Annotated in this window: 23 protein-coding genes; 2 read left to right on the forward strand and 21 right to left on the reverse strand. The window is 47.0% G+C overall.

Features of this window, described 5'->3' with window-relative positions; all coding sequences use genetic code 11:
- Positions 1-3: 3 nt before the first annotated feature.
- The 9 genes from fabG to AC2Q9J_RS01675 form a co-directional block, all read right to left on the reverse strand.
- Positions 4-750 carry a 3-oxoacyl-[acyl-carrier-protein] reductase gene (gene fabG / locus AC2Q9J_RS01635; RefSeq protein WP_499036751.1) on the reverse strand — a complete coding sequence of 249 codons (747 nt, stop codon included), beginning with the start codon at positions 748-750 and terminating at the stop codon, positions 4-6.
- Positions 747-1,682 (reverse strand): ACP S-malonyltransferase, encoded by a 936-nt coding sequence (gene fabD / locus AC2Q9J_RS01640; protein WP_499036753.1) that lies wholly within the window; start codon positions 1,680-1,682, stop codon positions 747-749. Before fabD ends, fabG begins: the two co-directional genes overlap by 4 nt.
- Entirely contained in the window at positions 1,679-2,671 is a 993-nt protein-coding gene (gene plsX, locus AC2Q9J_RS01645; protein ID WP_499036755.1) for a phosphate acyltransferase PlsX, read from the reverse strand. The genes fabD and plsX overlap by 4 nt, the downstream gene beginning before the upstream one ends.
- Positions 2,668-3,252: a transcription factor FapR gene (gene fapR, locus AC2Q9J_RS01650; RefSeq protein WP_499036757.1), complete on the reverse strand. Its 585-nt coding sequence runs from the start codon at positions 3,250-3,252 to the stop codon at positions 2,668-2,670. The genes plsX and fapR overlap by 4 nt, the downstream gene beginning before the upstream one ends.
- A gap of 90 nt (positions 3,253-3,342) precedes the next feature.
- Complete coding sequence (gene recG, locus AC2Q9J_RS01655) at positions 3,343-5,385, reverse strand: ATP-dependent DNA helicase RecG (protein ID WP_499036759.1); 2,043 nt, start codon at positions 5,383-5,385, stop codon at positions 3,343-3,345.
- Positions 5,375-6,274: an L-serine ammonia-lyase, iron-sulfur-dependent, subunit alpha gene (gene sdaAA / locus AC2Q9J_RS01660; protein WP_499036761.1), complete on the reverse strand. Its 900-nt coding sequence runs from the start codon at positions 6,272-6,274 to the stop codon at positions 5,375-5,377. Before sdaAA ends, recG begins: the two co-directional genes overlap by 11 nt.
- A 16-nt stretch (positions 6,275-6,290) precedes the next feature.
- Positions 6,291-6,953 carry an L-serine ammonia-lyase, iron-sulfur-dependent subunit beta gene (sdaAB, locus tag AC2Q9J_RS01665; RefSeq protein WP_499036763.1) on the reverse strand — a complete coding sequence of 221 codons (663 nt, stop codon included), beginning with the start codon at positions 6,951-6,953 and terminating at the stop codon, positions 6,291-6,293.
- 182 nt (positions 6,954-7,135) lie between these two features.
- Positions 7,136-8,788 (reverse strand): DAK2 domain-containing protein, encoded by a 1,653-nt coding sequence (locus tag AC2Q9J_RS01670; protein WP_499036765.1) that lies wholly within the window; start codon positions 8,786-8,788, stop codon positions 7,136-7,138.
- An 18-nt stretch (positions 8,789-8,806) separates the two neighbouring features.
- Complete coding sequence (locus AC2Q9J_RS01675; protein ID WP_084245114.1) at positions 8,807-9,169, reverse strand: Asp23/Gls24 family envelope stress response protein; 363 nt, start codon at positions 9,167-9,169, stop codon at positions 8,807-8,809.
- Positions 9,170-9,390: 221 nt separating this feature from the next.
- Between AC2Q9J_RS01675 and rpmB the strand changes: the two genes are divergently transcribed.
- Positions 9,391-9,579, forward strand: coding sequence for a 50S ribosomal protein L28 (rpmB, locus tag AC2Q9J_RS01680; RefSeq protein WP_084245112.1), 189 nt, complete (start codon positions 9,391-9,393; stop codon positions 9,577-9,579).
- Positions 9,580-10,049: 470 nt separating this feature from the next.
- Here the strand turns inward: rpmB and AC2Q9J_RS01685 are convergent, their stop codons facing one another.
- From AC2Q9J_RS01685 to gmk, 12 genes are all read right to left on the reverse strand, one after another.
- Positions 10,050-10,694, reverse strand: a complete 645-nt coding sequence (locus AC2Q9J_RS01685; protein WP_499036768.1) for a thiamine diphosphokinase — start codon at positions 10,692-10,694, stop codon at positions 10,050-10,052.
- On the reverse strand, positions 10,691-11,356 hold the full coding sequence (gene rpe / locus AC2Q9J_RS01690) for a ribulose-phosphate 3-epimerase (RefSeq protein ID WP_499036770.1): 666 nt from the start codon (positions 11,354-11,356) through the stop codon (positions 10,691-10,693). Before rpe ends, AC2Q9J_RS01685 begins: the two co-directional genes overlap by 4 nt.
- A complete protein-coding gene (gene rsgA, locus AC2Q9J_RS01695; RefSeq protein WP_499036772.1) occupies positions 11,349-12,245 on the reverse strand; it encodes a ribosome small subunit-dependent GTPase A in 897 nt (298 codons plus the stop codon). The genes rpe and rsgA overlap by 8 nt, the downstream gene beginning before the upstream one ends.
- A 14-nt stretch (positions 12,246-12,259) precedes the next feature.
- Entirely contained in the window at positions 12,260-14,242 is a 1,983-nt protein-coding gene (pknB, locus tag AC2Q9J_RS01700) for a Stk1 family PASTA domain-containing Ser/Thr kinase (RefSeq protein WP_499036774.1), read from the reverse strand.
- Positions 14,243-14,244: 2 nt separating this feature from the next.
- Positions 14,245-14,994: a Stp1/IreP family PP2C-type Ser/Thr phosphatase gene (locus tag AC2Q9J_RS01705; RefSeq protein WP_499037326.1), complete on the reverse strand. Its 750-nt coding sequence runs from the start codon at positions 14,992-14,994 to the stop codon at positions 14,245-14,247.
- Positions 14,995-15,034: 40 nt separating this feature from the next.
- Positions 15,035-16,381 (reverse strand): 16S rRNA (cytosine(967)-C(5))-methyltransferase RsmB, encoded by a 1,347-nt coding sequence (rsmB, locus tag AC2Q9J_RS01710; protein WP_499036776.1) that lies wholly within the window; start codon positions 16,379-16,381, stop codon positions 15,035-15,037.
- The gene (fmt, locus tag AC2Q9J_RS01715) at positions 16,378-17,310 is read right to left on the reverse strand and encodes a methionyl-tRNA formyltransferase (protein WP_499036778.1); all 933 of its coding nucleotides are present in this window, start codon (positions 17,308-17,310) and stop codon (positions 16,378-16,380) included. Before fmt ends, rsmB begins: the two co-directional genes overlap by 4 nt.
- Entirely contained in the window at positions 17,307-17,816 is a 510-nt protein-coding gene (gene def / locus AC2Q9J_RS01720) for a peptide deformylase (RefSeq protein WP_499036780.1), read from the reverse strand. Before def ends, fmt begins: the two co-directional genes overlap by 4 nt.
- A gap of 19 nt (positions 17,817-17,835) precedes the next feature.
- Positions 17,836-20,232: a primosomal protein N' gene (gene priA, locus AC2Q9J_RS01725; protein WP_499036782.1), complete on the reverse strand. Its 2,397-nt coding sequence runs from the start codon at positions 20,230-20,232 to the stop codon at positions 17,836-17,838.
- Positions 20,222-21,427 carry a bifunctional phosphopantothenoylcysteine decarboxylase/phosphopantothenate--cysteine ligase CoaBC gene (gene coaBC, locus AC2Q9J_RS01730; protein WP_499036784.1) on the reverse strand — a complete coding sequence of 402 codons (1,206 nt, stop codon included), beginning with the start codon at positions 21,425-21,427 and terminating at the stop codon, positions 20,222-20,224. Before coaBC ends, priA begins: the two co-directional genes overlap by 11 nt.
- Positions 21,428-21,501: 74 nt before the next feature.
- Positions 21,502-21,726, reverse strand: a complete 225-nt coding sequence (rpoZ, locus tag AC2Q9J_RS01735; protein WP_341202483.1) for a DNA-directed RNA polymerase subunit omega — start codon at positions 21,724-21,726, stop codon at positions 21,502-21,504.
- Entirely contained in the window at positions 21,726-22,346 is a 621-nt protein-coding gene (gene gmk, locus AC2Q9J_RS01740) for a guanylate kinase (protein WP_341202482.1), read from the reverse strand. Before gmk ends, rpoZ begins: the two co-directional genes overlap by 1 nt.
- Before the next feature lie 132 nt (positions 22,347-22,478).
- Here gmk and AC2Q9J_RS01745 point away from each other — a divergent pair, with 132 nt between their 5' ends.
- Positions 22,479-24,143, forward strand: coding sequence for an Rqc2 family fibronectin-binding protein (locus AC2Q9J_RS01745; protein WP_499036787.1), 1,665 nt, complete (start codon positions 22,479-22,481; stop codon positions 24,141-24,143).
- The last annotated feature ends 7 nt before the right edge of the window (positions 24,144-24,150 follow it).

Here is a 24,150-nt window from a genome sequence, read left to right on the forward strand (position 1 = left end):
AAATTACATGACCATCCCGCCGTCAAGGTGCAGTGTCTGCCCCGTCATATAGGACGCTTCATCGGAAGCCAGGAATAACGCGGCTTTCGCCACTTCTTCCGGTTTGCCGAAGCGGCCAAGCGGTATTTGCGACATCATCGATTGTTGTATTTCTTCATTCAATTGATCTGTCATATCTGTTGTAATAAAACCTGGAGCCACCGCGTTCGCAGTAATGCCACGGCTTGCAAGTTCCCGTGCTGTCGTCTTTGTAAGACCAATTACACCGGCTTTGGATGCGACATAATTCGCCTGACCGGCATTGCCCATTACCCCGACAATCGAAGCGATATTGACAATACGGCCAGAGCGCTGTTTCATCATTTGGCGTGTGACAGCTTTCGTGCAGACAAAAACACCTTTTAAATTGGTGTTGATCACATCGTCCCATTCATCGTCTTTCATTCGCATCATCAAGTTGTCGCGCGTAATCCCTGCATTATTTACAAGAATATCGACTGTTCCGAAAGTTGACATTGTCTCTTCAACCATCGCTTTCACAGCATCCGCATCTGCCACATTCGCTTTTACCGCAATGGCTTTTCCGCCATTTTCTTCTATCGCTTCTACGACTGCTTCCGCTTTTTGCTGACTGCCGCTGTAGTTGACTACGACATTCGCGCCCGCTAGCGCAAATCGTTTGGCGATTTCAGCTCCGATGCCTCTGGAAGCACCAGTGATGATGGCTGTCTTTCCAGTTAAGTCGCTCATTTTTTCAGCTCCTCTATCGCTTTTTCGCATGATTCCAAATCATTGACCGGCAATACGGTTACCAAACGATCAATTTTTTTGACTAATCCGCTCAGCACTTTACCGGGGCCAATTTCAACAAAGACTGTGACACCCAGTTCAATCATTTTGCGCACTGATTGCTCCCATAAAACCGGAGAATACAATTGGCGGACAAGAAGATCCTGTATTTGCGCAGCGTTCGTTTCCGCTTCTCCAGTGACATTGGCCACGACAGGTACATTTGCATTCATTAGAAATGCCTTACTCAAAACTTCAGATAAATCCTGTGATGCGGGACGCATTAATTCAGAATGGAATGGCCCACTGACATCGAGTGGAATCGCTCTTTTTGCACCGTTTTCCTTAGCCAGTCTGCACGCTTCTTCCACGCCTGCTTTTGTGCCTGAAATGACGATTTGCCCAGGGCTGTTCAAATTGGCTAGCTGAACAACGCCTACAGAATCAGTCACCTGATTCGTCACTTCTTCAAGTTCTTTTGCATCCATCCCAAGAATAGCTGCCATTGTGCCCTCGCCTGCTGGTACCGCGTCATTCATGAAAAGGCCGCGTTTGTGGACGATCTCCACTGCGTTTTCGAATTTCATGACTCCCGAAGCCACTAAAGCGCTGTATTCACCGAGACTGTGGCCCGCTGTATAAGAAGGCACTATTCCTTCACGCGCCAGACGTTCCGTAATCATTGCACTGACTGTCAGCAAAGCCGGCTGCGCATTGTATGTAAGTGTCAGCTCCTCGGAGGGCCCTTCGAGCATCAACGTGGAAAGTTTCATGCCAAGAGCTTTATCAGCTTCATCAAAAAAGTTCCGGCTTCTTTCATCGCTCAAAAAGGTTTCGCCCATTCCAACTGTCTGGGAACCTTGTCCCGGGTAGATAAATGCTATTTTCGTCATTCCGACTGCTCCTTTTTCAACGTGTTATAGATCGTGCCAGTCACATCGAATTCAATCATTGTACGTGTTTGGCGAATCGCATTAAAGAAAGCCGTGCTGTTCGATGACCCGTGCGCTTTAATCACAGGCGCCTTAAGGCCAAACAGCCCCGCTCCCCCGTATTCGCTGTAATCCAGCATTCCTTTCAATCCACGGATATCATCTTTAACAAGGGCGGCAGCCAATTTCGTTTTCATCGATGACATGAAAACATCTTTGATCATCGCGAATACGTTCATCGCTGTTCCTTCGATTGTTTTCAACACCATATTGCCGGTAAAGCCATCCGTTACAACGACATCAGCAACCCCGTTCAATAAATCACGGGATTCCACATTGCCGACAAAATTGATCGGAGCTTCCTTTAATAATGGGAAAGCGGCTTTCGTCAGGTCATTCCCCTTTTTCTCTTCTGTTCCGATATTCAGCAAGCCTACCGTAGGGTTCTCGATGCCGCGTACTTTTTCGGCATAGATGCTGCCCATAATAGCGTATTGGACAAGGTGTTCTGGACGGGCTTCCGCATTCGCCCCCATATCCAGCATAACGAAACCTTTGCCGTCAATAGTCGGCAATGTCGGTGCCAGAGCCGGCCGGTCAACGCCTTCGATGCGCCCGACGATGAATAAACCTGCGGACATTAATCCACCTGTGTTGCCTGCGGACACACAGGCATCAGCCGTTCCGTCTTTGACAGCCTGTGCCATGCGTACCATCGATGCGTCTTTTTTTCTTCTGACAGATCGCACCGGATCGTCCTCTGCTTCTATTATCTCTTCACAATGGAAAACCGTTAACCGATCATGATCTTTCAGGAATTCCCGCATTTTTTCCTGATGGCCATATAGCTGAACTTCCAGATCCTTAAATTCATCAAGCGCCTTATAGACGCCTTCGATAATTTCTTTCGGGGCGTTATCTCCGCCCATTCCATCTACTGCTATCTTCATCCTACTTCACCTTCACTTTGTTCCGTCATTCGATACATTTCAAATGTACCGATAAAAACTGTCACCTGGTCAACTGTTGAGACGACTTTTACAAAAGCCCTGTTCTTCTCAGGCTGTCTGTCGATGACCGTTGCTTTTGCCACGATGCGTTGACCAGCTTTTACCGGACGCAGAAACTGCAATTCGGATTTTACCGTCAATGCCAGTTCTTCGTTAATGATCGCTACTGCCAGTGAATTTGCCTGAGCAAATAAATGATGCCCCCTGGCAATCTGATTGCGCTGAAAAACGTGTTCCGGCTTGACATCAAAAATCGATATCGCTTTTTCGTCCAATTCAATATCAATAATTTCCCCTATCACTTCATCAATCGGCAGGGATTTTACTTCATCTTCAAAAGTCTTTACGGCCACATGCTTGATCCGCTCCCGCAGTTCAGGTATCGATAATTCCATCCGGTCGAGCCTGATTGTCTGGACGCTGACATTGAATTCAGCCGACAATTCCTCATCTGTCACGAACGGGTTTTCATGTATCGATTCCTGTAATGCTGTTTGCCGTTCTCTTTTTGTCTTTTTCACATTGTCACCGCCCGCTATTAGCACTTGGTACTAATATCAGTATATTGGCTATAAAAAAAGAATGCAAGGGCTAATGAAAGCCCCGCATCCTTAATCCAGCCGTGCCATAGATAAAGCACCCGAATCTTCGAGCATCCTTCGGAGGCATCCAGTTTCGGCACTTGTCCAAAATTCATCACTGTTCACAAGGCTTTCGGCATCTTTCCTTGCCGTCTCAAGCGCCCTGTAATCGTGGATCAGATCAGCCATTTTAAATTCAGGCAATCCACTTTGTTTTCGGCCAAAGAAATCTCCTGGACCGCGAAGTTTCAAATCCTTTTCTGCCAGCACGAATCCATCATTCGTTTCGGTCATCGATGTCATTCGTTCCTTGCCGATTTCAGTTTTCGGATCTGCCAGCAGCACACAATAGGATTGTTCACTTCCTCGGCCTACACGTCCCCGCAATTGATGCAGCTGAGATAAGCCGAAACGCTCGGCGTCATAGATCAGCATGAAGGAAGCGTTCGGCACATTGACCCCCACCTCGACGACAGTTGTTGAAACCAAAACTGCAATTTCTCCTTCGGTGAATGAACGCATCGTTTCTTCCTTTTCGTCAGAATGCAGCCGTCCGTGCATCAAACCGACGGTATATTTACCGTGGAAATAACTTGATAACTGGCTGTATAGTTCAATTGCATTTTGAAAATCGAGTTTATCGGATTCTTCAATCAGCGGACAGATGACATACGCTTGTCTGCCGGCTGCCAATTCTTTTTCCATCCGTCCAACAATTTTTCCGAACATATCTTTTTTCATCCAGAAGGTCTGGATTTCTTTTCGGCCGACCGGCATCTCATCGATTACAGAGACATCCATTTCCCCAAAAGCTGAGATGGCCAAAGTTCTTGGAATCGGTGTTGCCGTCATAAACAGCACATCCGGGTTATAGCCTTTGTCTTTTAATACGCGCCGCTGGTCGACACCGAAGCGGTGCTGCTCATCCGTGATTACAAGCCCGAGCTTTTTGAATTGAACATCCGGCTGGATGAGTGCGTGGGTGCCGATTAAGATATCGATTTTCCCCGCTGCCAGTTGCTCGAGAATCAGCAGGCGCTTCTTGCCTTTTACTGAACCCGTCAACAAAGCAATCGTCACAGGAAACGGTTCAAACCATTCCGCAAGCGTGTTGGCATGCTGCTCAGCCAATATCTCAGTCGGAGCCATCAGCGCTCCCTGCAGACCGGCAGTCACAGTCGCATATAAGGAAATGGCCGCGACCACCGTCTTGCCCGAGCCTACATCCCCTTGTAAGAGGCGGTTCATGCGTAACGGTTCTTTCATATCTTTGGAGATTTCATTGACGACGCGCTTTTGAGCCTCGGTCAATTCGTACGGCAGCGATTGAACGAAATTGCGGACTTTATCCACATCATAATCAATGAACGACCCGCCTTCTTCTTCTCGGTTCTTTTTGCGCAGGGCCTGCATTTTTAATTGGAACATCAACAGTTCCTCGTATACAAAGCGGCGGCGTGCCTGTTTCAACGATTCACCATCCGGCGGAAAATGAACCCACTCGAGCGCTTCTGAAAGTGGCGCCAATTTGTATTCCGCCAAAAATTTAGATGGGATGCATTCTTCGAGGTCGTCTTTTGCCAAATCGAGAGCCTGGCGCATCAATTTCCGGAATGTTTTCTGATGCATCGATCCTTTCAGGCTGTATACCGGTTCGAAATCGGCGCCATCTGTACGTGGTCCAAGCGAGTGATTGGACACGGTGATGATTTGCCGTCCACGGTCCCATTTCCCGGTCAATGTAACGATTTCCCCGATATGCAATTTCGTTTTGACGTAATGCTGGTTGAAAAAAACCGCTTTGATCAAGTGGCGCCCCACCATCACCTGGACAGTCGTACGCGATTTATTTTTCCCTAAAAAAAGGACGGAAGGCTCGCTTTCGACCCTTCCCTCCACAGTTACACGTTCATTATGCGGTGTATCCACCAGATCCTTCAGCTGAAAATCTTCATGGCGGTACGGAAATGTCATGATCAGATCGTGGATCGTTTCAATGTTCATTTCCTTCAAGGTTTCAGCTGCCTGTTTGCCGACGCCCTTCAGGACGGCGACAGAATCTTTACCTGCCACTGCCGACTACCGATCCGCCGAAAATTTTCGATTCCAGCCATTTGCCGGTAGGTGTAGCCGCGAGTCCGCCTTTCGCGGTTTCCTTCAACGCACTCGGCATAGACTGGCCGATTTCAAACATCGCACCGATGACTTCATCAGTTGGGATGCGGCTAGTTACGCCGGCCAAAGCCATATCTGCCGCTACAACGGCATTGGATGCACCCATTGCGTTTCGCTTCACACATGGTACTTCCACTAATCCTGCAACAGGATCGCAAACCAGTCCGAGCATGTTTTTCATCGTGATGGCGAATGCTTCTGCACTTTGCTGCGCTGTACCTCCACTCATTTCTACAATCGCAGCTGAAGCCATCGCCGCTGCTGAACCGACTTCCGCCTGGCATCCGCCTGCTGCACCTGAAATCGAGGCATTGTTCGCAACGACAAATCCAAATGCCCCGGAAGTGAATAAATAACGGATCATCTGTTCACGTGTCGGGTTCAATTGATTCTTGACCGCGAACAACGTACCCGGTACGACACCTGCAGAGCCTGCAGTCGGCGTAGCGCAGATTGTGCCCATCGCTGCATTCACTTCATTGGTTGCCACAGCTTTGCTGACAGCGTCAAGCATAAGTGGTCCTGACAGCGTATTGCCTTTTTCAATATACGCCTGCAGCAAGACAGCGTCTCCGCCGGTTAGGCCTGAAACGGAATGTACACCTTTCAACCCTTTGTCGACCGCTTCTTCCATCACAGTCAGATTGCGTTCCATCTGCACCATGATATCTTCACGGGAACGCTGGGTAATAAGCATTTCCTGTTCAATCATGATTTCAGAAATCAATTTATTTTCATTTTCTGCACGTTCAACCAATTCTTTAACGTTACGGAATAAAACATCCATTCGTATATCCTCCTGTTCAGTCAGCGATCCTTGTCACTTGCGTAATGTTCGGCAGCTGCCGTAATTCATCCATTATGGCACGGTCCACAGTTTGGTCCACTTCGATGACCATCAATGCCATTTCGCCTTTTTCGCGGCGGGACACTTCCATGTGGCCGATATTGATATCGTATTTATAGAGACAGTTGGAAACGTTTGCAATACAACCCGAGCGATCATCATGAACTACGAGGATTGCTGGATGATTTCCTGAAAGCCGGAGCGGAAAACCATTCAGCTCAGTGATTTCGATTTTGCCGCCGCCGATTGAAATTCCAACCATCGACATTTCAGAACGGCTGTCACCCACCACAACTCTCGCTGTGTTTGGATGGTCTGTGTGGCCGGTTTCCGGAATAAATTCAAATTCCATACCCGCTTCTGCCGCTTCATCAAAAGAAGTTTTGATTCGTTCGTCATCTGTATCGTAATCCAGAAGGCCGCCTACAATGGCGACGTCTGTGCTGTGTCCTTTATAAGTTTCGGCGAAAGAGCCATAGAGATGAATCTTTGCCCATTCCGGCTGTCGCCCGAATAAATCTCTTGCGACTCGGCCGATGCGGGCAGCTCCCGCAGTATGTGAAGATGAAGGACCGATCATGACCGGGCCGATTATATCAAAAACAGATTTGAACTTCATGGCTCAAACCCCTTTCTCTCAATTTGCGTATAGCTTCAGTTTACACGATTAAGGAGCTTTAGACAAAGATAATAAAGCATATGTTCTTATGGAATTTTAGTATGTGGAAAACTTTCAGCACATAAAAAGCCGATCAAGAAAAAGGCTGACCTTTTTCTTAATCGGCTTGTAAATCCATTCGCCTATTCGACGGAAATAATATAAGGATAAAGCGGCTGTTTGCCATTGTGGATTTCAACTTCCACTTCGTCATTCAGCGACTCGATGAATTCACCAAGTTTTTCCGCGTCGTCTTCCGTTGCGTCTTCTCCGTATAGAATTGTAACGATTTCAGAATCAGCGTCAATCAGTTTCTTGGCCAACTCTTCGGTTACACTCTCCAGGCTCTTATTGGAAACGACAATTTTACCTTCGGAGATGCCCATGAAATCATCTTTCTTAATCGTGATGCCATCGATTGATGTATCCCGGACTGCAAATGTCACCGATCCCGATTTTACATGCTGCGAAGCACCAGCCATTGTTTCGCGGTTCTCTTCGACAGACACTGAAGGATTGAACGCCAATAAAGCGGCCATTCCTTGAGGAACGTCTTTTGTCGGCACGACCGCAGCTTCAATCTCAAGAATTTCAGCTGCCTGTTCAGCAGCCATGATGATGTTTTTATTGTTCGGCAAAATCAATACGCGTTCAGCCGAAACCGAACGGATTGCGTTAACGATATCTTCTGTCGATGGGTTCATCGTCTGACCGCCTTCGATGACATAAGACGCACCGATGCTGCGCAATAATTCCGCAACGCCTTCGCCCATCGCTACAGTCACAACTGCATATGGATGAACAGCTTCTTGCTTTTTACCTTCTTTTTTGAAATCTTCTCCGACAATATCGATATGCTGCTGGCGCATATTTTCGATTTTCATACTGATCAGGCTTCCGTAATCCTGGCCATATGTAAGGACCTTACCTGGTTCTTCCGAGTGGATATGGATTTTCGCGACTTCATCGTCAGCGATGACAAGAAGTGAATCGCCATAAGAACTAAGATCGGTACGGAATTCTGCTTCATTGAATTCTTTTTTGCCGTCTTCGAATTTAACCATGAATTCTGTGCAATAACCGAATTCAATATCCGCAGTATCCATGAAACCGGCTATGTTCTTGTGATGCTCTGCACTGACAAGATCATTCATGGAATCATTGACGTGCTTCTCAGGCAGTTCTTCGCCTTTCAAAGATGCCAAAAACCCTTCATATACATAGACAAGCCCTTGGCCGCCACTGTCGACCACGCCCACTTCTTTCAAAACCGGCAACAGGTCCGGCGTCCGCTCAAGTGAAGCTTTGGCTTCTGTAACGATGCCTTCAAAAAGGACGATGATATCCGATTCATCTTTTGCCAGTTCCATTCCTTTAGCCGCTGAATCTTTGGCAACCGTCAGGATGGTCCCTTCAACCGGTTTCATCACCGCTTTATAGGCAGTTTCAACCCCATGCTGAAAAGCCTCAGCCAATTGCTTTGCCGATAACTCACTTTCGTTCGCAATCGATTTGCTGAAGCCTCTGAACAATTGGGACAGGATAACGCCAGAATTTCCGCGCGCTCCCATCAATAGGCCTTTTGACAAAGCGGAAGCCGTTTTGCCGATGTGCTCCTGCACATTCGCTTCCGTCTCTTTTGCCCCTGATGTCATGGATAAGTTCATGTTCGTTCCCGTATCGCCGTCAGGCACCGGAAAAACGTTTAATGCATCTACATAATCCGCGTTCTGGAACAAATGATGGGAACCCATCTGCACCATTTCCGCGAATTTAACTCCGTTTAATGACTTCATAACCGCTTCTTCCTCCTCCTACGGGTTCGTAACACGAACTCCTTGAACATAAATATTTACAGCCTTTACAGGCATACCGAGCGTTTTGGTAATCGTGTATTTCACTTTTGACTGAACCTGGTATGCGACTTCCGAGATTTTCGTGCCATAGCTGATGATCACGTACATATCGATGTTAAGATCAGAGCCTTCCTGGCGCACAATGACACCTTTGGCAAAATTCTCTTTTCTCAAAATATCAGTAAGGCCGTCGCGTATTTGATGTTTTGTTGCCATTCCGACAATGCCGTAACATTCGATTGCCGCTCCGCCAGCGATTTGAGCAATCACATCATTGGAAATATCGATTTGACCATAGTCATTTTTTATTTCAATCGACATTAAGAATTCCTCCTTGAGTCCTATTTCACTCTTTTCATTCTACAACAAACCCCTATATAAGAAAAGCGGACGTTTTCAGGTGTAAAGGTTTTTTTCTTTAAAGGGTGTCAAAATTAGTTGCAAACGCCAAATGTCTATGGTAAATTATTAAAGTATGTGAAATGAAAAACGAACTGAAATTCTATCATAATTTTCAGCTTCACTTGTGAGGAGGTACTTACATGGCTAAAGTATGTGCAGTAAGCGGACGTAAAGCTCGCGCCGGAAATGCTCGTTCACACGCAATGAATTCGACAAAACGTACATGGGGAGCAAACCTTCAAAAAGTTCGCATCCTTGTTGACGGCAAACCGAAGCGTGTTTGGGTTTCTGCAAGAGCATTGAAATCAGGAAAAGTTGAGCGCGTTTAATCGTTCTCATGATTAATGCCAGGTCTGACATATGTCAGCCTGGCATTTTTTCGTGGGGATTTTTCTTTCTATATAAGTTGAACTAAATATTCTCTATAAGTTAGGAGTAATTCTAAACGCTATATTCCGCAAAACAGCTTCGAAGACATTAGCCGAAGCATGCGAGGCTAAGTCTTTGCGACGAAGCAGCGCAGCGATGCAGGAGCACAATGTTTTTTCCTGGCTGCTCGCGCTGAGCTAACTCGTTCTCTGCAGAAGTTTACCCCAGCAAAGCCGCGGCTCAAGGACTGGATGGAGCAATAAGACGAGTGGCCTTCTCGGCTTATGGTGGGAATCAATGTAGCCATACGGAGACGGCTCACCTTTGCGACGAACGCAGCGGTGGAGCACAGTCTTTGCACTGTCCAAAGCGGCGAAGCGACTTGTCAATAATTAAATTAGATTTTTTCTCTTTCCAATCTCAACTCAGCCTATCGATCATCCGCACTCTCGATCATGATGCAGTTTCCTTCTATAAAAGAGACAACTCCTGCATGTTCGAGTTCGTTGCTGATGAAACGCGTGGATCCGAAGGAAATCGTTTCATCGGCTACTTCGTATTTAAAACCTGTTAAATTGAATCCTTTGATTTCCTTCTCGAACGGATAAAAGGAAATATAGCGGTAACGGCTGTTCCGCAGTATTTCATGGCTGCCCGCTTCCAGAAAGCGGATGCGGTTCTGTTTATTAATCAGGAAAAATTGTGTTCCCGGATACTTTAGATGGAATCCGTATATGGCGTGCAAAGCGCTCATATAATGATCCAGACGGCCGCCTGTGACACCTGTGATGATAACAGTTTCAGGGTCATAGGCCATCGCTTCCGCCAGCGCCATTTCGGTATCGGTTTCGTCTTTATCCGAAGAAGCCGGTTGAAGTTCCGGAAAGAACTTTCTGATCCTCTCAAATTCCTCTTTTGATACCGAATCAAAATCCCCAACTGCTGCAGAAGGCACAATGCCTTTGTCCAAAAGGGCAATCGTTCCTGCATCCACTCCGATAAAAGTGTCTTCCGGCCATATTGAAAAGTCCGGCAATTCGCTTGCCGGACCTCCTGCTAAAATAATGACCTTCACGAAATCGCCTCTTGACCAGCCTTTTTAATGCTCTGCAAGGCTTTTGTACGATCTTCTTTTCCATATATAGCCGATCCAGCCACAAAAACATTAGCTCCTGCTCTGGCACAATCGACAATTGTTTTTTCATTGATGCCGCCATCGATTTCGATATCGATATCAAGACCTTTTTCTTTAATGATTTTAGCAAGCTGTTCAACTTTCGGCAGAACTGAAGCGATAAATTTCTGTCCGCCAAAGCCAGGGTTGACTGTCATGAACAACACTAAATCAATATCTTCCAAAATCGGCAGAATCGCCTCCACAGGAGTGTGCGGATTTAAGACGACACCCGGTTTCACACCAAATGAACGGATCAATTGGATGGTCCTGTGCAGATGCGGGCTTGCCTCCACATGAACAGTGATGTAATCCGCTCCCGCTTTAGCAAAATCTTCTATATAACGGTCAGCGTTTTCAATCATCAAATGGACATCGAACGGCAATTTCGTCAGCGGGCGTACCGCTCCCATAACGGCTGCGCCAAATGAAATATTCGGCACAAAATGACCATCCATCACATCGATGTGAATCCAGTCTGCTCCAGCTTTTTCAACTTCCAACACTTCTTGGCCCAGCTTCGAAAAGTCTGCGGCCAATATCGACGGTGCAATTTTAATCATTGGAATACCTCGGCTTTCTCGTCATGATTTCTTCCAGGAATTTCAGATAATGCTTATAACGGTATTCCGGAATTTCTCCGGAATCAACTGCTGCCTTGATGGCGCATTTGGGTTCATTCAGATGCAGGCATTCCCTGAACTTGCAGGCGTTCGACCTTTCCACCATTTCAGGGAAGCAGCCTGACAACTCTTCTTTTTCAATCGTATCAAAATCGAAAGAACTGAAACCGGGCGTGTCCGCCAGCAAGCCGCTGTTAACTTCAATCAATTCAACATGGCGGGTCGTGTGTTTACCACGGTTCAATGCTTTGGAAATGTCATCCGTCTTTAATTCCAGCGACGGCAGAATCGTGTTCAGCATGGTCGATTTGCCGACACCGGATTGACCGGCCAGCACACTGGTTCTGCCTTCCAATACCGGCATGAGCCGCTGCTGAAGATCTGGATCATCGATGAAAGTCGGAATGACTTCATAGCCGATTTTCTCATAATCCGCTACGTAATCCATAATCGCCGATCTTTCCTCTTCATTCACCAAATCCATTTTGGTCAGGCAAATGACCGGCTGAATATCGTGAGATTCGATGGCAGTTAAAAACCGGTCCAATAATAATGGATGGAAATCCGGTTGTTTTGCCGAAAAAACAAGAATTGCCTGGTCGATATTTGCTATCGGCGGACGGACAAGTTCGTTTTTGCGCTCATATACGTGCAAAATCGTCCCTTCCAAATCATTGTCCGCTTTATAATCCACAAAATCTCCCACCAACGGCGAGATTTGCCTATTGCGGAATACTCCGCGGCCACGACATTGGATGTAACGCTTTCCGTCCTCGTCCAATACATAATAAAACCCGCTAAGCGCTTTTCTTATTTGACCTTTCGGCATACGTTTCCTCCTTCTTACTCCACATTATTGTATTCAATCGTTTCTTCGATAATCACTCTTTCATCTCGCACAATACGGTAAACCGCCCGATTGCCTTCAGCGATCTGCAATTGGATCCGCCGCTCGGCATCTTCGGTGATTGTAAATTCTTCGACAGGTTCAGCCATTGTCCGCGTTTCATCCTGGATATAAATCTGAACTGTCTGCTCTACTGGTTCTTCGCCTTCTTCCGCTGGCGTTTCAGGTTCATACGGAATGCGGACAGTATGGATATAAGTTTTTTGCGGCAATGCCGGCGGCCCTGATGACAACACTACATCAATTGCACCGCCTGCTTCCAGTTCACTCTCAGGCGCCGGCGTCTGTGACAGCACCGTTCCAGCTGCAACGTCACTTGACGGTTCATCGCCTACAATATTGATATGGAAACCTGTAGAACGCGCATATTCACTGAGCGCCGCTTCATCGTAGCCTGACAAATCATCGACTGAACGCATGTCTTTTCCTTTACTTACCGTAAACTCAATTTCAGTTTCACTTGGAATGATTTCACTTCCGGCTTCAGGACTCTGTTCCAAAATTTCTCCAGCTGGCCGATCCGAAAATTCTTCTGTTGGCGTGACGGAAAGAAAATCACGCGAATTAAGAAGTTCCATTGTCTGGTCGATATTACGGCCGACATAATCCGCCATTTCAGCAGATTCTTTGCCCAGACTTAAATACAATTGAATTTCTGATTCCACGCTTCTCATTTTACCGGCTTCCGGAATAGTGCGTATTACTGCGCCTTCTTCAACATCCTCGGAATAACGTTCCCGTTCTTCACCAATAACGAAACCATAAGATTCCAGTTCCTCTATCGCTTCTTCCCGTTCCATACCGGAAACATCCGGAACAGCTGCCTGTTGTGGACCGAAAAGATCCGGGAATGCCAAAGCGACAGATAAACCGGCTATGACGAGAAAGAGCAATATGCCGATAACCCATGGCAATTTCTTTTTCTTTTCTTTCTTGGGCGGTGCTTGTTTTTTATTCGCCTTGGTCCCTTTTGCTTTAACAGGGCCGTTGGTGATCGTTTCTTCCGCGTTGACATAAGGCGACGAATCTTTAATGGCCGGCATCGCGCGTGTTGCGTCTTCATCAATAGGAACCGCGAACTTAGGTTCATTCAAACGCTCAGGCAATAAAACAGTAGACAGATCCTCGTCCATTTCATCCGCTGACTGATAACGATGCTGCGCATTTTTCGCTGTAGCTTTCAATACGACATTTTCAAGGCTTTGCGGAATCGTAGGTACGATTTCGCGAAGTGACGGTGTTTCAGTCTGAAGATGCTTCAGAGCGATGGAAACAGCTGATTCCCCTGAAAACGGCAGTCTGCCAGTCAGCAATTCATACATCACAATACCCAGGGAATAAATATCCGATTTTTTTGTAGCGTTGCCGCCGCGCGCCTGTTCAGGTGAAAGATAGTGGACAGTGCCCAGCACCGAATTGGTTTGCGTATAAGAGGTTGCACTAAGAGCCATCGCAATACCGAAATCGGAAATCTTCACATTGCCTTCTTCGTCCATCAGAATGTTCTGCGGCTTTATATCGCGATGGACAATTTGGTTATGATGGGCATGTGCCAAAGCGGACGCCAATTGTTTCATAATCTTCACTGCGCGCTCCGGCGCAATCGGTGAATGTTCGATTATGTATTCTTTTAATGTTTTTCCTGGAACGTATTCCATGACCAAATATGGAATTGCACCATCTTCCCCTACATCGAAGATATTTACGATATTCGGATGGGCAAGGCTCGTAGTCGATAAAGCTTCCCGCTGGAATCTTCTGCGGAGCTCTTCTTCATTTGAAAAATCATAGCGCAGCATTTTAATGGCGATGTCGCGGTCCAAAATCATATCATGGGCCAGATAGACATTCGACATGCCGCCTCCGCCGATCAATTCCTTTATCTTATAACGGCCATTGATATTTCTGCCGATTAACATACTTACACCTCCCCAGCTTTCGAGGCAAGAAGAACAAACGAAATATTGTCTTCTCCTCCCTTATCATTGGCGAGATCAACGAGGTCTTTCCCTTTTTGCGATAAAGCTGAACGGGAACTGATTATTTCCGCTATTTCTTCTTTAGAGACTTTATTGCTGAGCCCGTCTGAACAGATCAGCAGGTAGGAAGAATCGCTGAGTTCCAGCTCGATCATCTCCCCTTCGATGCCTGCTTCTGTGCCAAGCGCGCGCACAATCCAATTCTTTTTCGGATGGTCTTCCGCTTCTTCTTCACTGATTTCACCATTATCAACCAGCACATTGACATAGGAATGGTCCCGCGTAACCTGCTCGGCTTTGCCATTGAACGTATACACACGGCTGTCTCCGATATGGCAGATTATACAAAAACTTTCTTCTATCAAAGCGGCAATCAGTGTTGTTCCCATCCCTTTGCATTCGGGATGGTCCCCGGCGTAATTGTAGACTTCACTGTTAATGAAACGGATTTTTTCATCAAGCCAGCTTTTTTTGCTCGCTGAAGAAACGAAATTTTCGCTGTCCGCTTCCAAAAACAATTCACTCAAAGCAGCCACAGTCATTTCACTGGCGACATCACCTGCGTTATGGCCGCCCATTCCATCAGCAACCAGCGCCAGCAGCAGCCCATCAGGCCTTTTGAGGACCGCGACACGGTCCTCATTCACTTCCCGCTTTTTTCCTGTATCACTTTCCATGACATATTGAAACAACAATTTCTACACCTCATCCCACGTCAATTCGATTTGCTGACTATTCAACAGTTCCAGTTTTCCGGAAAGCGGCGATGAAAAATCCGTCGCTTCCGAAATCCTGCGGAAATACCTGGACGAAACCGCTATGTTTTACGCCAAGTGCTTCCGGCAATGACACTTGGATTTTCTCCATGTTCTGATGCTCTTTCAGGAATCTCTCGGCTGTTCCGCGATTTTCCATATTGTCTACTGTACATGTACTGTAAACCAGAATACCGCCGGGTTTCAGCAATTGAGCCGCCTGGTCAAGCAGTTCTATCTGGATTTCCTGCAATCTGCTGAAATCCTCTTCTCTTTTTGTATATTTAATATCAGGTTTCCGTTTTATGACGCCAAGGCCACTGCAGGGCGCATCCACCAGCACACGGTCGAATTGCTCTGTGCCAAAGCGTTCAACACTTTTTTTACCGTCTCCCACATCCGTTTCTATAACAGTATGGCCAAGACGGTCAGCGGATTCCTTTATCAATTTCACTTTATGCGGATGTAAATCCATCGAATAGAGGACACCTTTATTGTTCAGTTTTTCAGCGATATGAGTTGATTTCCCTCCGGGTGCGGCACACATATCCAATACTTTCATACCCGGTTCAAGCTGCAATGCATATGAAGGCAGCATTGAACTTTCATCTTGAATCGTGATGAACCCTTTTTCAAAAGTGGTTGTTCTGGCGGGTTGGCCGCCTGTTACGACAAGACATTCCGGGATGATTTTACTTGGAACCGCTTCAAGCCCTTCGGATTCGAGCATTTCAATTGCTTCATCCACAGTTGCACGGACGGTGTTTACCCGCACTGTCTGTGATGGTATTTTATTGTTTTCCAGAGCCATTTCACGCGTTTTTTCCAATCCGAACTGTTCGGACCAGCGTTTGATCATCCACGCCGGATGGCTCGTCTCGATGGAGATTTTCTCGATCGGATCGGAAATCACGTTAAATGACCGGACACCGGAACGCTGCACGGACCGGAGAACACCGTTCACTAAAGAAGCGACTCCTCCATGCCCGCGCCGTTTGGCGATTTCGACCGCTTCATGGACGACTGCGTGGGAGGGGATGCGGTCCAGGTAAACAATCTGATACAGCGACATCCGCAATAAGGTTTTGACCCAGGGCTCGACTTTACCTTTTAAATACGGTTCCAGATAATAATCCAATGTCATCTGATGCTGCAATGTGCCATAAGTGATTTCTGTCAGCAAGCCGCGGTTTTTTGCTGAAATGCCGTAGCTTTCAATTGTTTGATGCAGCAAAAGGTTGCTGTAGGCTTGCTTGTTTTCAACTGCCCAAAGAATCGAAAATGCAGCGTCGCGGACATTGCCGTGTAATTTTTTATTTTTCATTCAAATAAATCTCCTGCCTGAATTTTAGGTCCGGTTAAATAATCCTTAGCCGACATCCGTTTTTTGCCTGCCGGCTGTAATTCCGTTATTGCCAGAATTCCCTTGCCGGTCTGGACATGGACAGCGTCTTCAGTCACTCTGACCACTTCGCCCGGAGTTCCTGTTTTGGATTCTTCGGCTATTTCGGACCACCAGATTTTCATGTTGTCCTGTTTAAAACTTGTATAGGCAACCGGCCACGGGTGAAGCCCGCGCACCTGGTTGTAGATGTCTTCTGCTGAGCGATTCCAGTCAATCCGCTCCTGCTCTCGTGAAATATTGCGCGCAAACGTGACGAGCGATTCGTCCTGCGGAATGCGCTTGTTCGTTCCATCTAGAATAGAAGGCAAAGTCTCTTTCAGCAATTCCATTCCAGCTGCGCTGAGTTTATCGAACATGCTGCCGGTATGGTCGTGCTTTTCAATCGGCACAACTGTCTGGGAAATGATATCTCCCGCATCCAGCCGGTCCACCATATACATGATGGTGACGCCAGTTTCTTTCTGTCCATCGATAATCGCCTGATGGATAGGTGCGCCTCCGCGGTACGCAGGCAATAAAGAAGCGTGTACATTGATGGCACCGAGTTTCGGGGTTTCCAATATTTCAGATGGCAGAATCTGACCGAACGCCGCGGTTACGACTAAATCCGCTTCCAAATCCAATACGGCTTGCAGTTCTTCCGGGTTTTTCAGTTTTTGCGGCTGATAAACCGGCAGCCCCAGACGCAGCGCCTCTTCTTTTACGGGCGTCGGTGTCAGCACTTTTTTACGTCCAACAGGGCGATCCGGCTGTGTCACTACAGAAATGACATTGTAGCCTTCTTCAACCAGCATGCGGAGAATCGGTACAGAAAAAGCCGGGGTTCCCATAAATACGATTTTGGTCAAGCCTGTTCCTCCTCTTCTTCCTGCAAACGGATCATTTCATCCAGTTCTTCCTGAGTCACATATTTAGTGATTTTGCTGGTGAATAAAACGCCGTCCAGATGATCCATTTCGTGCAGAATCGCGCGGGCTTCATAGCCTTCCGCTTCAAGTTCATACCACGAACCATCCCGTTCCTGCGCTTTTATCTTGATATGGTCATATCGTTCCACTTCACCGAATACACCCGGGAAACTCAAACATCCTTCGATATCGGTATCAGACCCTTCATATAATACGAGTTCGGGATTGATCATTTCGATCGGATCCTGGCCTTCACGGAAATCGACGATGGCGGCGCGGACCGCCGTCCCTACCTGGGGAGCCGCAATTCCAACGCCATCCGCTTCGATCATCGTTTCGTACATATCATCCAATAGAACAGCCAGATTTTTGTCGAATGTTGTTATAGTTTCACAAGATTTTTCCAGCACATCGCTGGGGTGTTTTACGATAGGTCGTATAGCCATTTTCAGTTCCTCTTTTCTTTTACATCACCGAAGTCGGATTCATATCGATTGCCAATGTGGCGCCTTTTTTCAGCCAATCGGAACGATAGATTTTGATCAATTGCTGCATCACTTCTGTCAGTTTCGGTTCTTTTTTGTATTTTATCAAACATTGATATCTATATCTATTGTTGACGCGGGCGATCAGCGAGGCTGAAGGGCCGATGATGATCGTCCCTTCCGACAATTGTTCTCGTAAATATTCAACTGTCTGCCCGGCATATTCCGCCACTGTCATCAAATCTTCATGGGTGAACTGGATATTCACGACATAATAATAAGGCGGATATCCGCTTGCCCTGCGCATGGCCATTTCCTGATCGTAGAACGGTTCATATAATTGATCCTTCGCCAAGGTAATTGCATAATGCTCAGGCGTATACGATTGCACAAAAACGGTTCCCGGCAACACGTCACGCCCTGCACGGCCGCTGACCTGCGTCAGCAATTGATACGTTTTTTCGGCTGCGCGGAAATCCGGCAAATGCAATGTTGTATCAGCGGACAGCACACCAACCAAGGTAATGTTAGGGAAATCAAGTCCTTTGGCAATCATTTGTGTGCCCAGCAGAATGTCGGCTTTGCCTTCCCCGAAGGAATTAAGGATTTTTTCATGCGCGCCTTTATTGCGCGTCGTATCAACATCCATCCGCAAAACCCTTGCTTCCGGCACGAGCTTCGCCAATTCTTCTTCCACTTTTTGTGTGCCTGTTCCAAAGAAACGGATATGCTCGCTTTCACATTCCGGACAAGTATGCGGCACCCGCTCATCATATCCGCAATAATGGCATTTCATCATTTCGCTCGACCGGTGATAGGTCAATGAAATATCGCAATTCGGACATTGCATGACAGTCCCGCAGTCCCGGCAAAGAACAAACGAAGAATAGCCCCGCTTATTCAGGAATAAAACCGTTTGTTCCTTCTTCGCCAATCGATCCCGTATTGCATCCGCCAATTGAATTGAGAACATCGACCGGTTGCCGGTTCTCAGCTCTTCGCGCATATCGACGATGTGGACTGCAGGCAAAGGTTGATTTCTTGCTCGTTTTTCAAGCACCAGCAATTCATAAACCCCTTTTTGCGCGCGTGCATACGATTCGAGCGAAGGCGTCGCACTTCCCAATATGACCGGGCAGCTATGATATTCTCCGCGCCAGATCGCGATGTCGCGAGCATGATAACGAGGAGAGTCATCCTGTTTATAACTGGATTCATGCTCTTCATCGAGAATGATCAATCCCAGGTTTTCAAACGGCGCAAAAATCGCCGATCTCGCGCCGACTGCCACTTTCACTTCGCCGCGTTGGATTTTACGCCATTCATCGTATTTTTCACCGGCAGATAAGCCGCTGTGAAGCACGGCGACCATATCACCGAATCGTTCCTTGAAGCGCAAAGTCATTTGAGGGGTCAATGAAATCTCGGGAACCAGCATAATCGCTTCTTTCCCTTCCTTCAGGACCTGATCAATGGTCTGCAGATAGATTTCCGTCTTGCCGCTTCCCGTTATACCGTGTAAAAGGAATGTTCTGGGTGTATTTAACGACTTATCGATCGCATCAAAGGCTCTCTGTTGTGCTTCTGTCAACACTAGGTTGTCTTTTTTCTCGATTTCCGTCAGCATTTTCGGATCCCGGTACGTTTCCACATTCGATAAATCAGCTGCGCCTCTTTCGGCCAGACTGTAGATTGTCGGCAGCGTAACGCCCGCTATTTTTTGCAGTTCGGAAGATTCAATAGAGAGTCCCAGATTTTTTTTCATGAAATCCATCAGCTTCAGCTGTTGTTTGGCATTGCCGCGGATATCAATGGAGTCTAGTTTCTCAACAGAATCTGAAATATGGATCATCCGTACTTTTTTCACAGCGGTCTGCTGTTGAATATTGGTATCTGCAATGATTGTCCCTTTATCCATCTCTTTTTTAATCAACCCGAATACATCCTCAGCCTCTTGGCTGCGGATGAAAGGCTTGTTTCCGAAATAAGGATGAAGCCGTGAGTCGATTTCCTCCAGCCCGCTTGCCAGCACAAAACGTTTTTCATATTTAGCCCGCAAGGCGGCCGGCACCATCACTTGCAATGCATCAATTTCAAAACAAACCGTATGTTCTTTCATCCAAGCCGCCATTTCCAGCAGCTCTTTATTCAGAACCGGAACAACGTCCATCAATTCATGAATGGGTTTCATTCGTCCTGGATCAAAATCGGATGTTTCTTTGATATTGGTGATGAACCCAAGCACTTTTCTGTTCCCAAAAGGCACTTTCACCCGCATGCCCGGCTCAGCCAAAGCTTCCAATTTTTCAGGAATCAAATAGTCGAACGGCCGGTCAATGGGATGCGCAGCAACATCAACAATAACTTCAGCGATCATTTCGCATTTCCCTTTCAACAATCAGCTTCAGCAATTGGCGCGCCAATTCCTGTTTCGGAAGAAGTTCGAAAGATTTCTCGAAATTCTCTTTTCCATAAATCGTCACTTTATTGGTATCCGATTCAAATCCCGCCTGTGACTCAGTCACATCGTTGGCAATAATATAATCGGCATTTTTTCTTTCAAGTTTGCTTTTCGCATAATGGCTTACGTCATTTGTTTCAGCCGCAAAACCGATCAAAACTTGTCCGCCTTTTTCAGACCCGAGGTAATGGAGGATATCTGTCGTACGCTCAAGTTCAAGCGAAGCGTCACCTTCCTGCTTCTTCATCTTTTGACCATGCAGAGTTTTCGGCCGGTAATCGGCGACTGCCGCTGTTTTGATGACAAAATCTGAATTCGCATATTCCGCTTTTACCGCCTGCAGCATATCTTCAGCACTTTCCACAGAAATTCGTTTCACGCCTGACGGTGCCGGCAATGACACCGGACCGCTGATCAGGATGGTTTCCGCTCCAAGTTCAGCTGCCGCCTGCGCCATGGCATATCCCATCTTGCCGCTCGAAAAGTTCGTCAAAAAGCGGACCGGATCGATGCGTTCCCGTGTCGGTCCTGCTGTCACCACCACTTTTTTGCCTTTCAGCAGCATTTCACGGCTAAAAAAACCATTCACCAATTCCGTGATCTTTTCAGGTTCCTCGAGACGCCCTTTGCCTACATAACCGCAGGCCAGGAATCCTTCCGACGGTTCGATAAAACGGATGCCGTCGTCATGCAGCCGCTGGATATTCCGCTTAACTGCCGGATGGTCATACATATGCACATTCATCGCCGGTGCGATCCAGATCGGAGCAGTCGCAGCAAGCAATGTTGTCGTCACCATATCATCGCCGATGCCGTTCGCCAGCTTGCCGATGACATTGGCAGTCGCCGGAGCCACAATAACGAGATCCGCCCAATCCGCCAGATCGATATGGGCAATGACAGAAGAATCCTTTTCATCGAATGTATCGTAAAAGACATCGTTCCGGGACATGACCTGGAATGTCAGCGGCTGAACAAATTGCCGCGCCGATTCCGTCATGATGACTTTTACATCCGCTCCTGCCTGAGATAATTTACTGACAAGTGCAACCGCTTTATAAACAGCGATTCCTCCGCTCACGCACAATAAAATCCTACGATTCGCCAACAACGCAAACACCCTTTCTAAACAACAAACTCCCAAAGAACAAATTTGCTCTGGGAGTCGTAGGTTGTGATTAATGGTTAAATTTCGTCTTCATAGATAGCAGCTTCGTCCTGGCGCACTTGCGTCAAAACACCTTCTGCAATTTCTTCAAGCGCTTTGCCTACCGGTTTAGCGGATGTGTATTTAGAAAGTTTCTCATCGCCATTTTCGTGCAATTGGCGTGCCCGTTTGGAAGCAAGAGCCACCAAAGAGTATTTCGAATCGATACGGCTTTTTAATTTATCAACGGATGGGTATAACATCATGCATTCTCCTTTAGCATATCAAAGTATCTTTTTTCTACACGTTCGCGCTTGCAATGTTCAGCAATAATAATGGCGTTGATGCGGTCACAGGCGTTTTCCACTTCATCGTTTTCAACTACATAATCATACAGATTCATCATTTCCAGTTCCTGTCTTGCCGCCCCTAACCGAGAAGCGATCACTTCATCGGATTCGGTTCCGCGGCCGACCAGCCGTTCCTCAAGTTCGGAAAGACTTGGCGGCGCCAAAAAGATGAACAGGCCATCCGGCACCTTGTCCCGCACCTGTGCAGCTCCCTGCACTTCGATTTCAAGGAACACATCACGTCCCGCGTCACGCATCTTATTGACGTATTCGAGCGGAGTGCCGTAATAATTTCCGACAAACTCTGCGTATTCAAGCAATTGACCCTGTTCGATCAATTCCTCGAACTCGTTGCGCGTCTTGAAAAAGTAATCGACTTCATCCACTTCGCCTTCACGGGGCGACCGCGTCGTCATCGATATGGAGTATTCATAATTCGTATCCGGCTGTGAGAACAGCTCTTTTCTGACTGTGCCTTTGCCGACCCCGGAAGGCCCTGATAACACGATCAGCAGTCCGCGTTGTTTTCTCATTTCATTTACCACCTTAACCACCGCCATTACATCCGGTCTATATTCTTCGTTTTGTAACTAACTGTCTTATTATATCATAATACACGCCAGAAATGATAAGATGGAACAAAACGATTTGAAAGAGGGATTTTCATGGCATTTGATGGATTATTTACAAAAGCGATGACCAGTGAACTGCAACAGCTGGTCAGCGGAAGAATTTCAAAAGTTCATCAGCCTAATCAGCTTGAACTGCTGCTCCACATCCGCTCACAAGGAAGCAACCATAAATTATTGATCTCGATCCATCCTTCGTATTCCAGGATTCATTTAAGTAAACAAGCGAACACCAACCCTTCTGAACCCCCGATGTTCTGCATGCTTCTCCGCAAGCATATCGAAGGCGGCGTCATCACAGAAATTTCCCAGCACGGAATGGACCGGCTTATCATTTTGAAAATCAAGGCGAAAAATGAAATCGGCGACGACATCGAACGGGAACTTCATGTCGAAATGATGGGACGGCATTCGAATGTCATCCTGGTCGACTCGGAACGAATGATGATTCTCGACAGCCTCAAGCACCTGCCGCCGAGCGTCAACTCTTTCCGTACAATTTTACCGGGACAGCCTTATATCTTCCCGCCGTCCCAGGACAAAAGGGATCCGTTCACTAATGCGGACGCGTTGGTAAATCTGGATGAAAAGGAATTGGTCCAGCAGTATGCCGGATTTTCTCCGCTGACTGCGCGTGAATTGCATCACCGAATGACAACGGCAGGCGACAAGGAATCGGCCGCTGAAAAATTTCTAGAAGATTTCAGCCAAGAGGATCCTGTCGGCTATTATGTCGAGCAGGACAGCAAAAGCTACTTCTCCGCGACTCCTTTAGAACATTTGGATGCCCAGGGTCTGAGCTTTCCAAATCTCGGTGAATTACTCGACCGTATGTATTACGCTAAAGCGGAGCGCGACCGCGTCAAACAGCAGGCAGGCGATTTGGAGCGCTGGCTGCAAAACGAAATTTCAAAACTGAAACTGAAATTAAAGAAATTGAAAAAAGAGCAGGATCAGGCGGAAAAGCGTGACCTTCTCCAATTGAACGGCGAACTGATCATGGCTAATCTCCACCGCATCCAAAAAGGCATGAAGGAAATCGAAGTGGACAATTATTATAATGAAGAAAAAGTTTTGATTCCCCTCGACCCGCGGAAGACGCCTATCGAAAACTCCCAGAAGTTTTATTCGCGTTACCAGAAAGCCAAAACCGCTGTGATCAAGACCCAGGAACAAATCGAAAAAACCGAGGACGACATCGCTTATTTCGAAACATTGATGTCACAGGTGCAGCAAGCCGGCATTTCCGATATTGAAGAAATCCGCGAAGAGCTGGCCGAACAGGGTTATATGAAGGCGCAGAAGTCGAAGAAGAAGAAAAAGCCGACAAAACCGTCTGTCGAGCCTTATGTTTCAAGTACCGGCATTCCGATCTCGGTAGGCAAAAACAATAAGCAGAACGATTACGTCACGTTCAAAGTGGCTTCCAAATCCGATACTTGGCTCCACACGAAGGATATTCCAGGTTCACACGTCATCATCCACGATGCGGAGCCGGACGAAGAAACGATTCTTGAAGCTGCCACGATTGCTGCCTATTTCAGCAAGGCGCGGGAATCATCATCGGTACCCGTGGACTACACAGAAGTTCGGCAAGTAAAAAAGCCGAACGGTGCAAAACCAGGATTCGTGATCTACTTCGAACAAAAAACAGTTTTCGTCACACCGGATGAAGAACTCGTCATCAAACTGAAAAAATGATTTTTGG

Source organism: Planococcus sp. RAB007_Raresut (assembly GCF_057369535.1).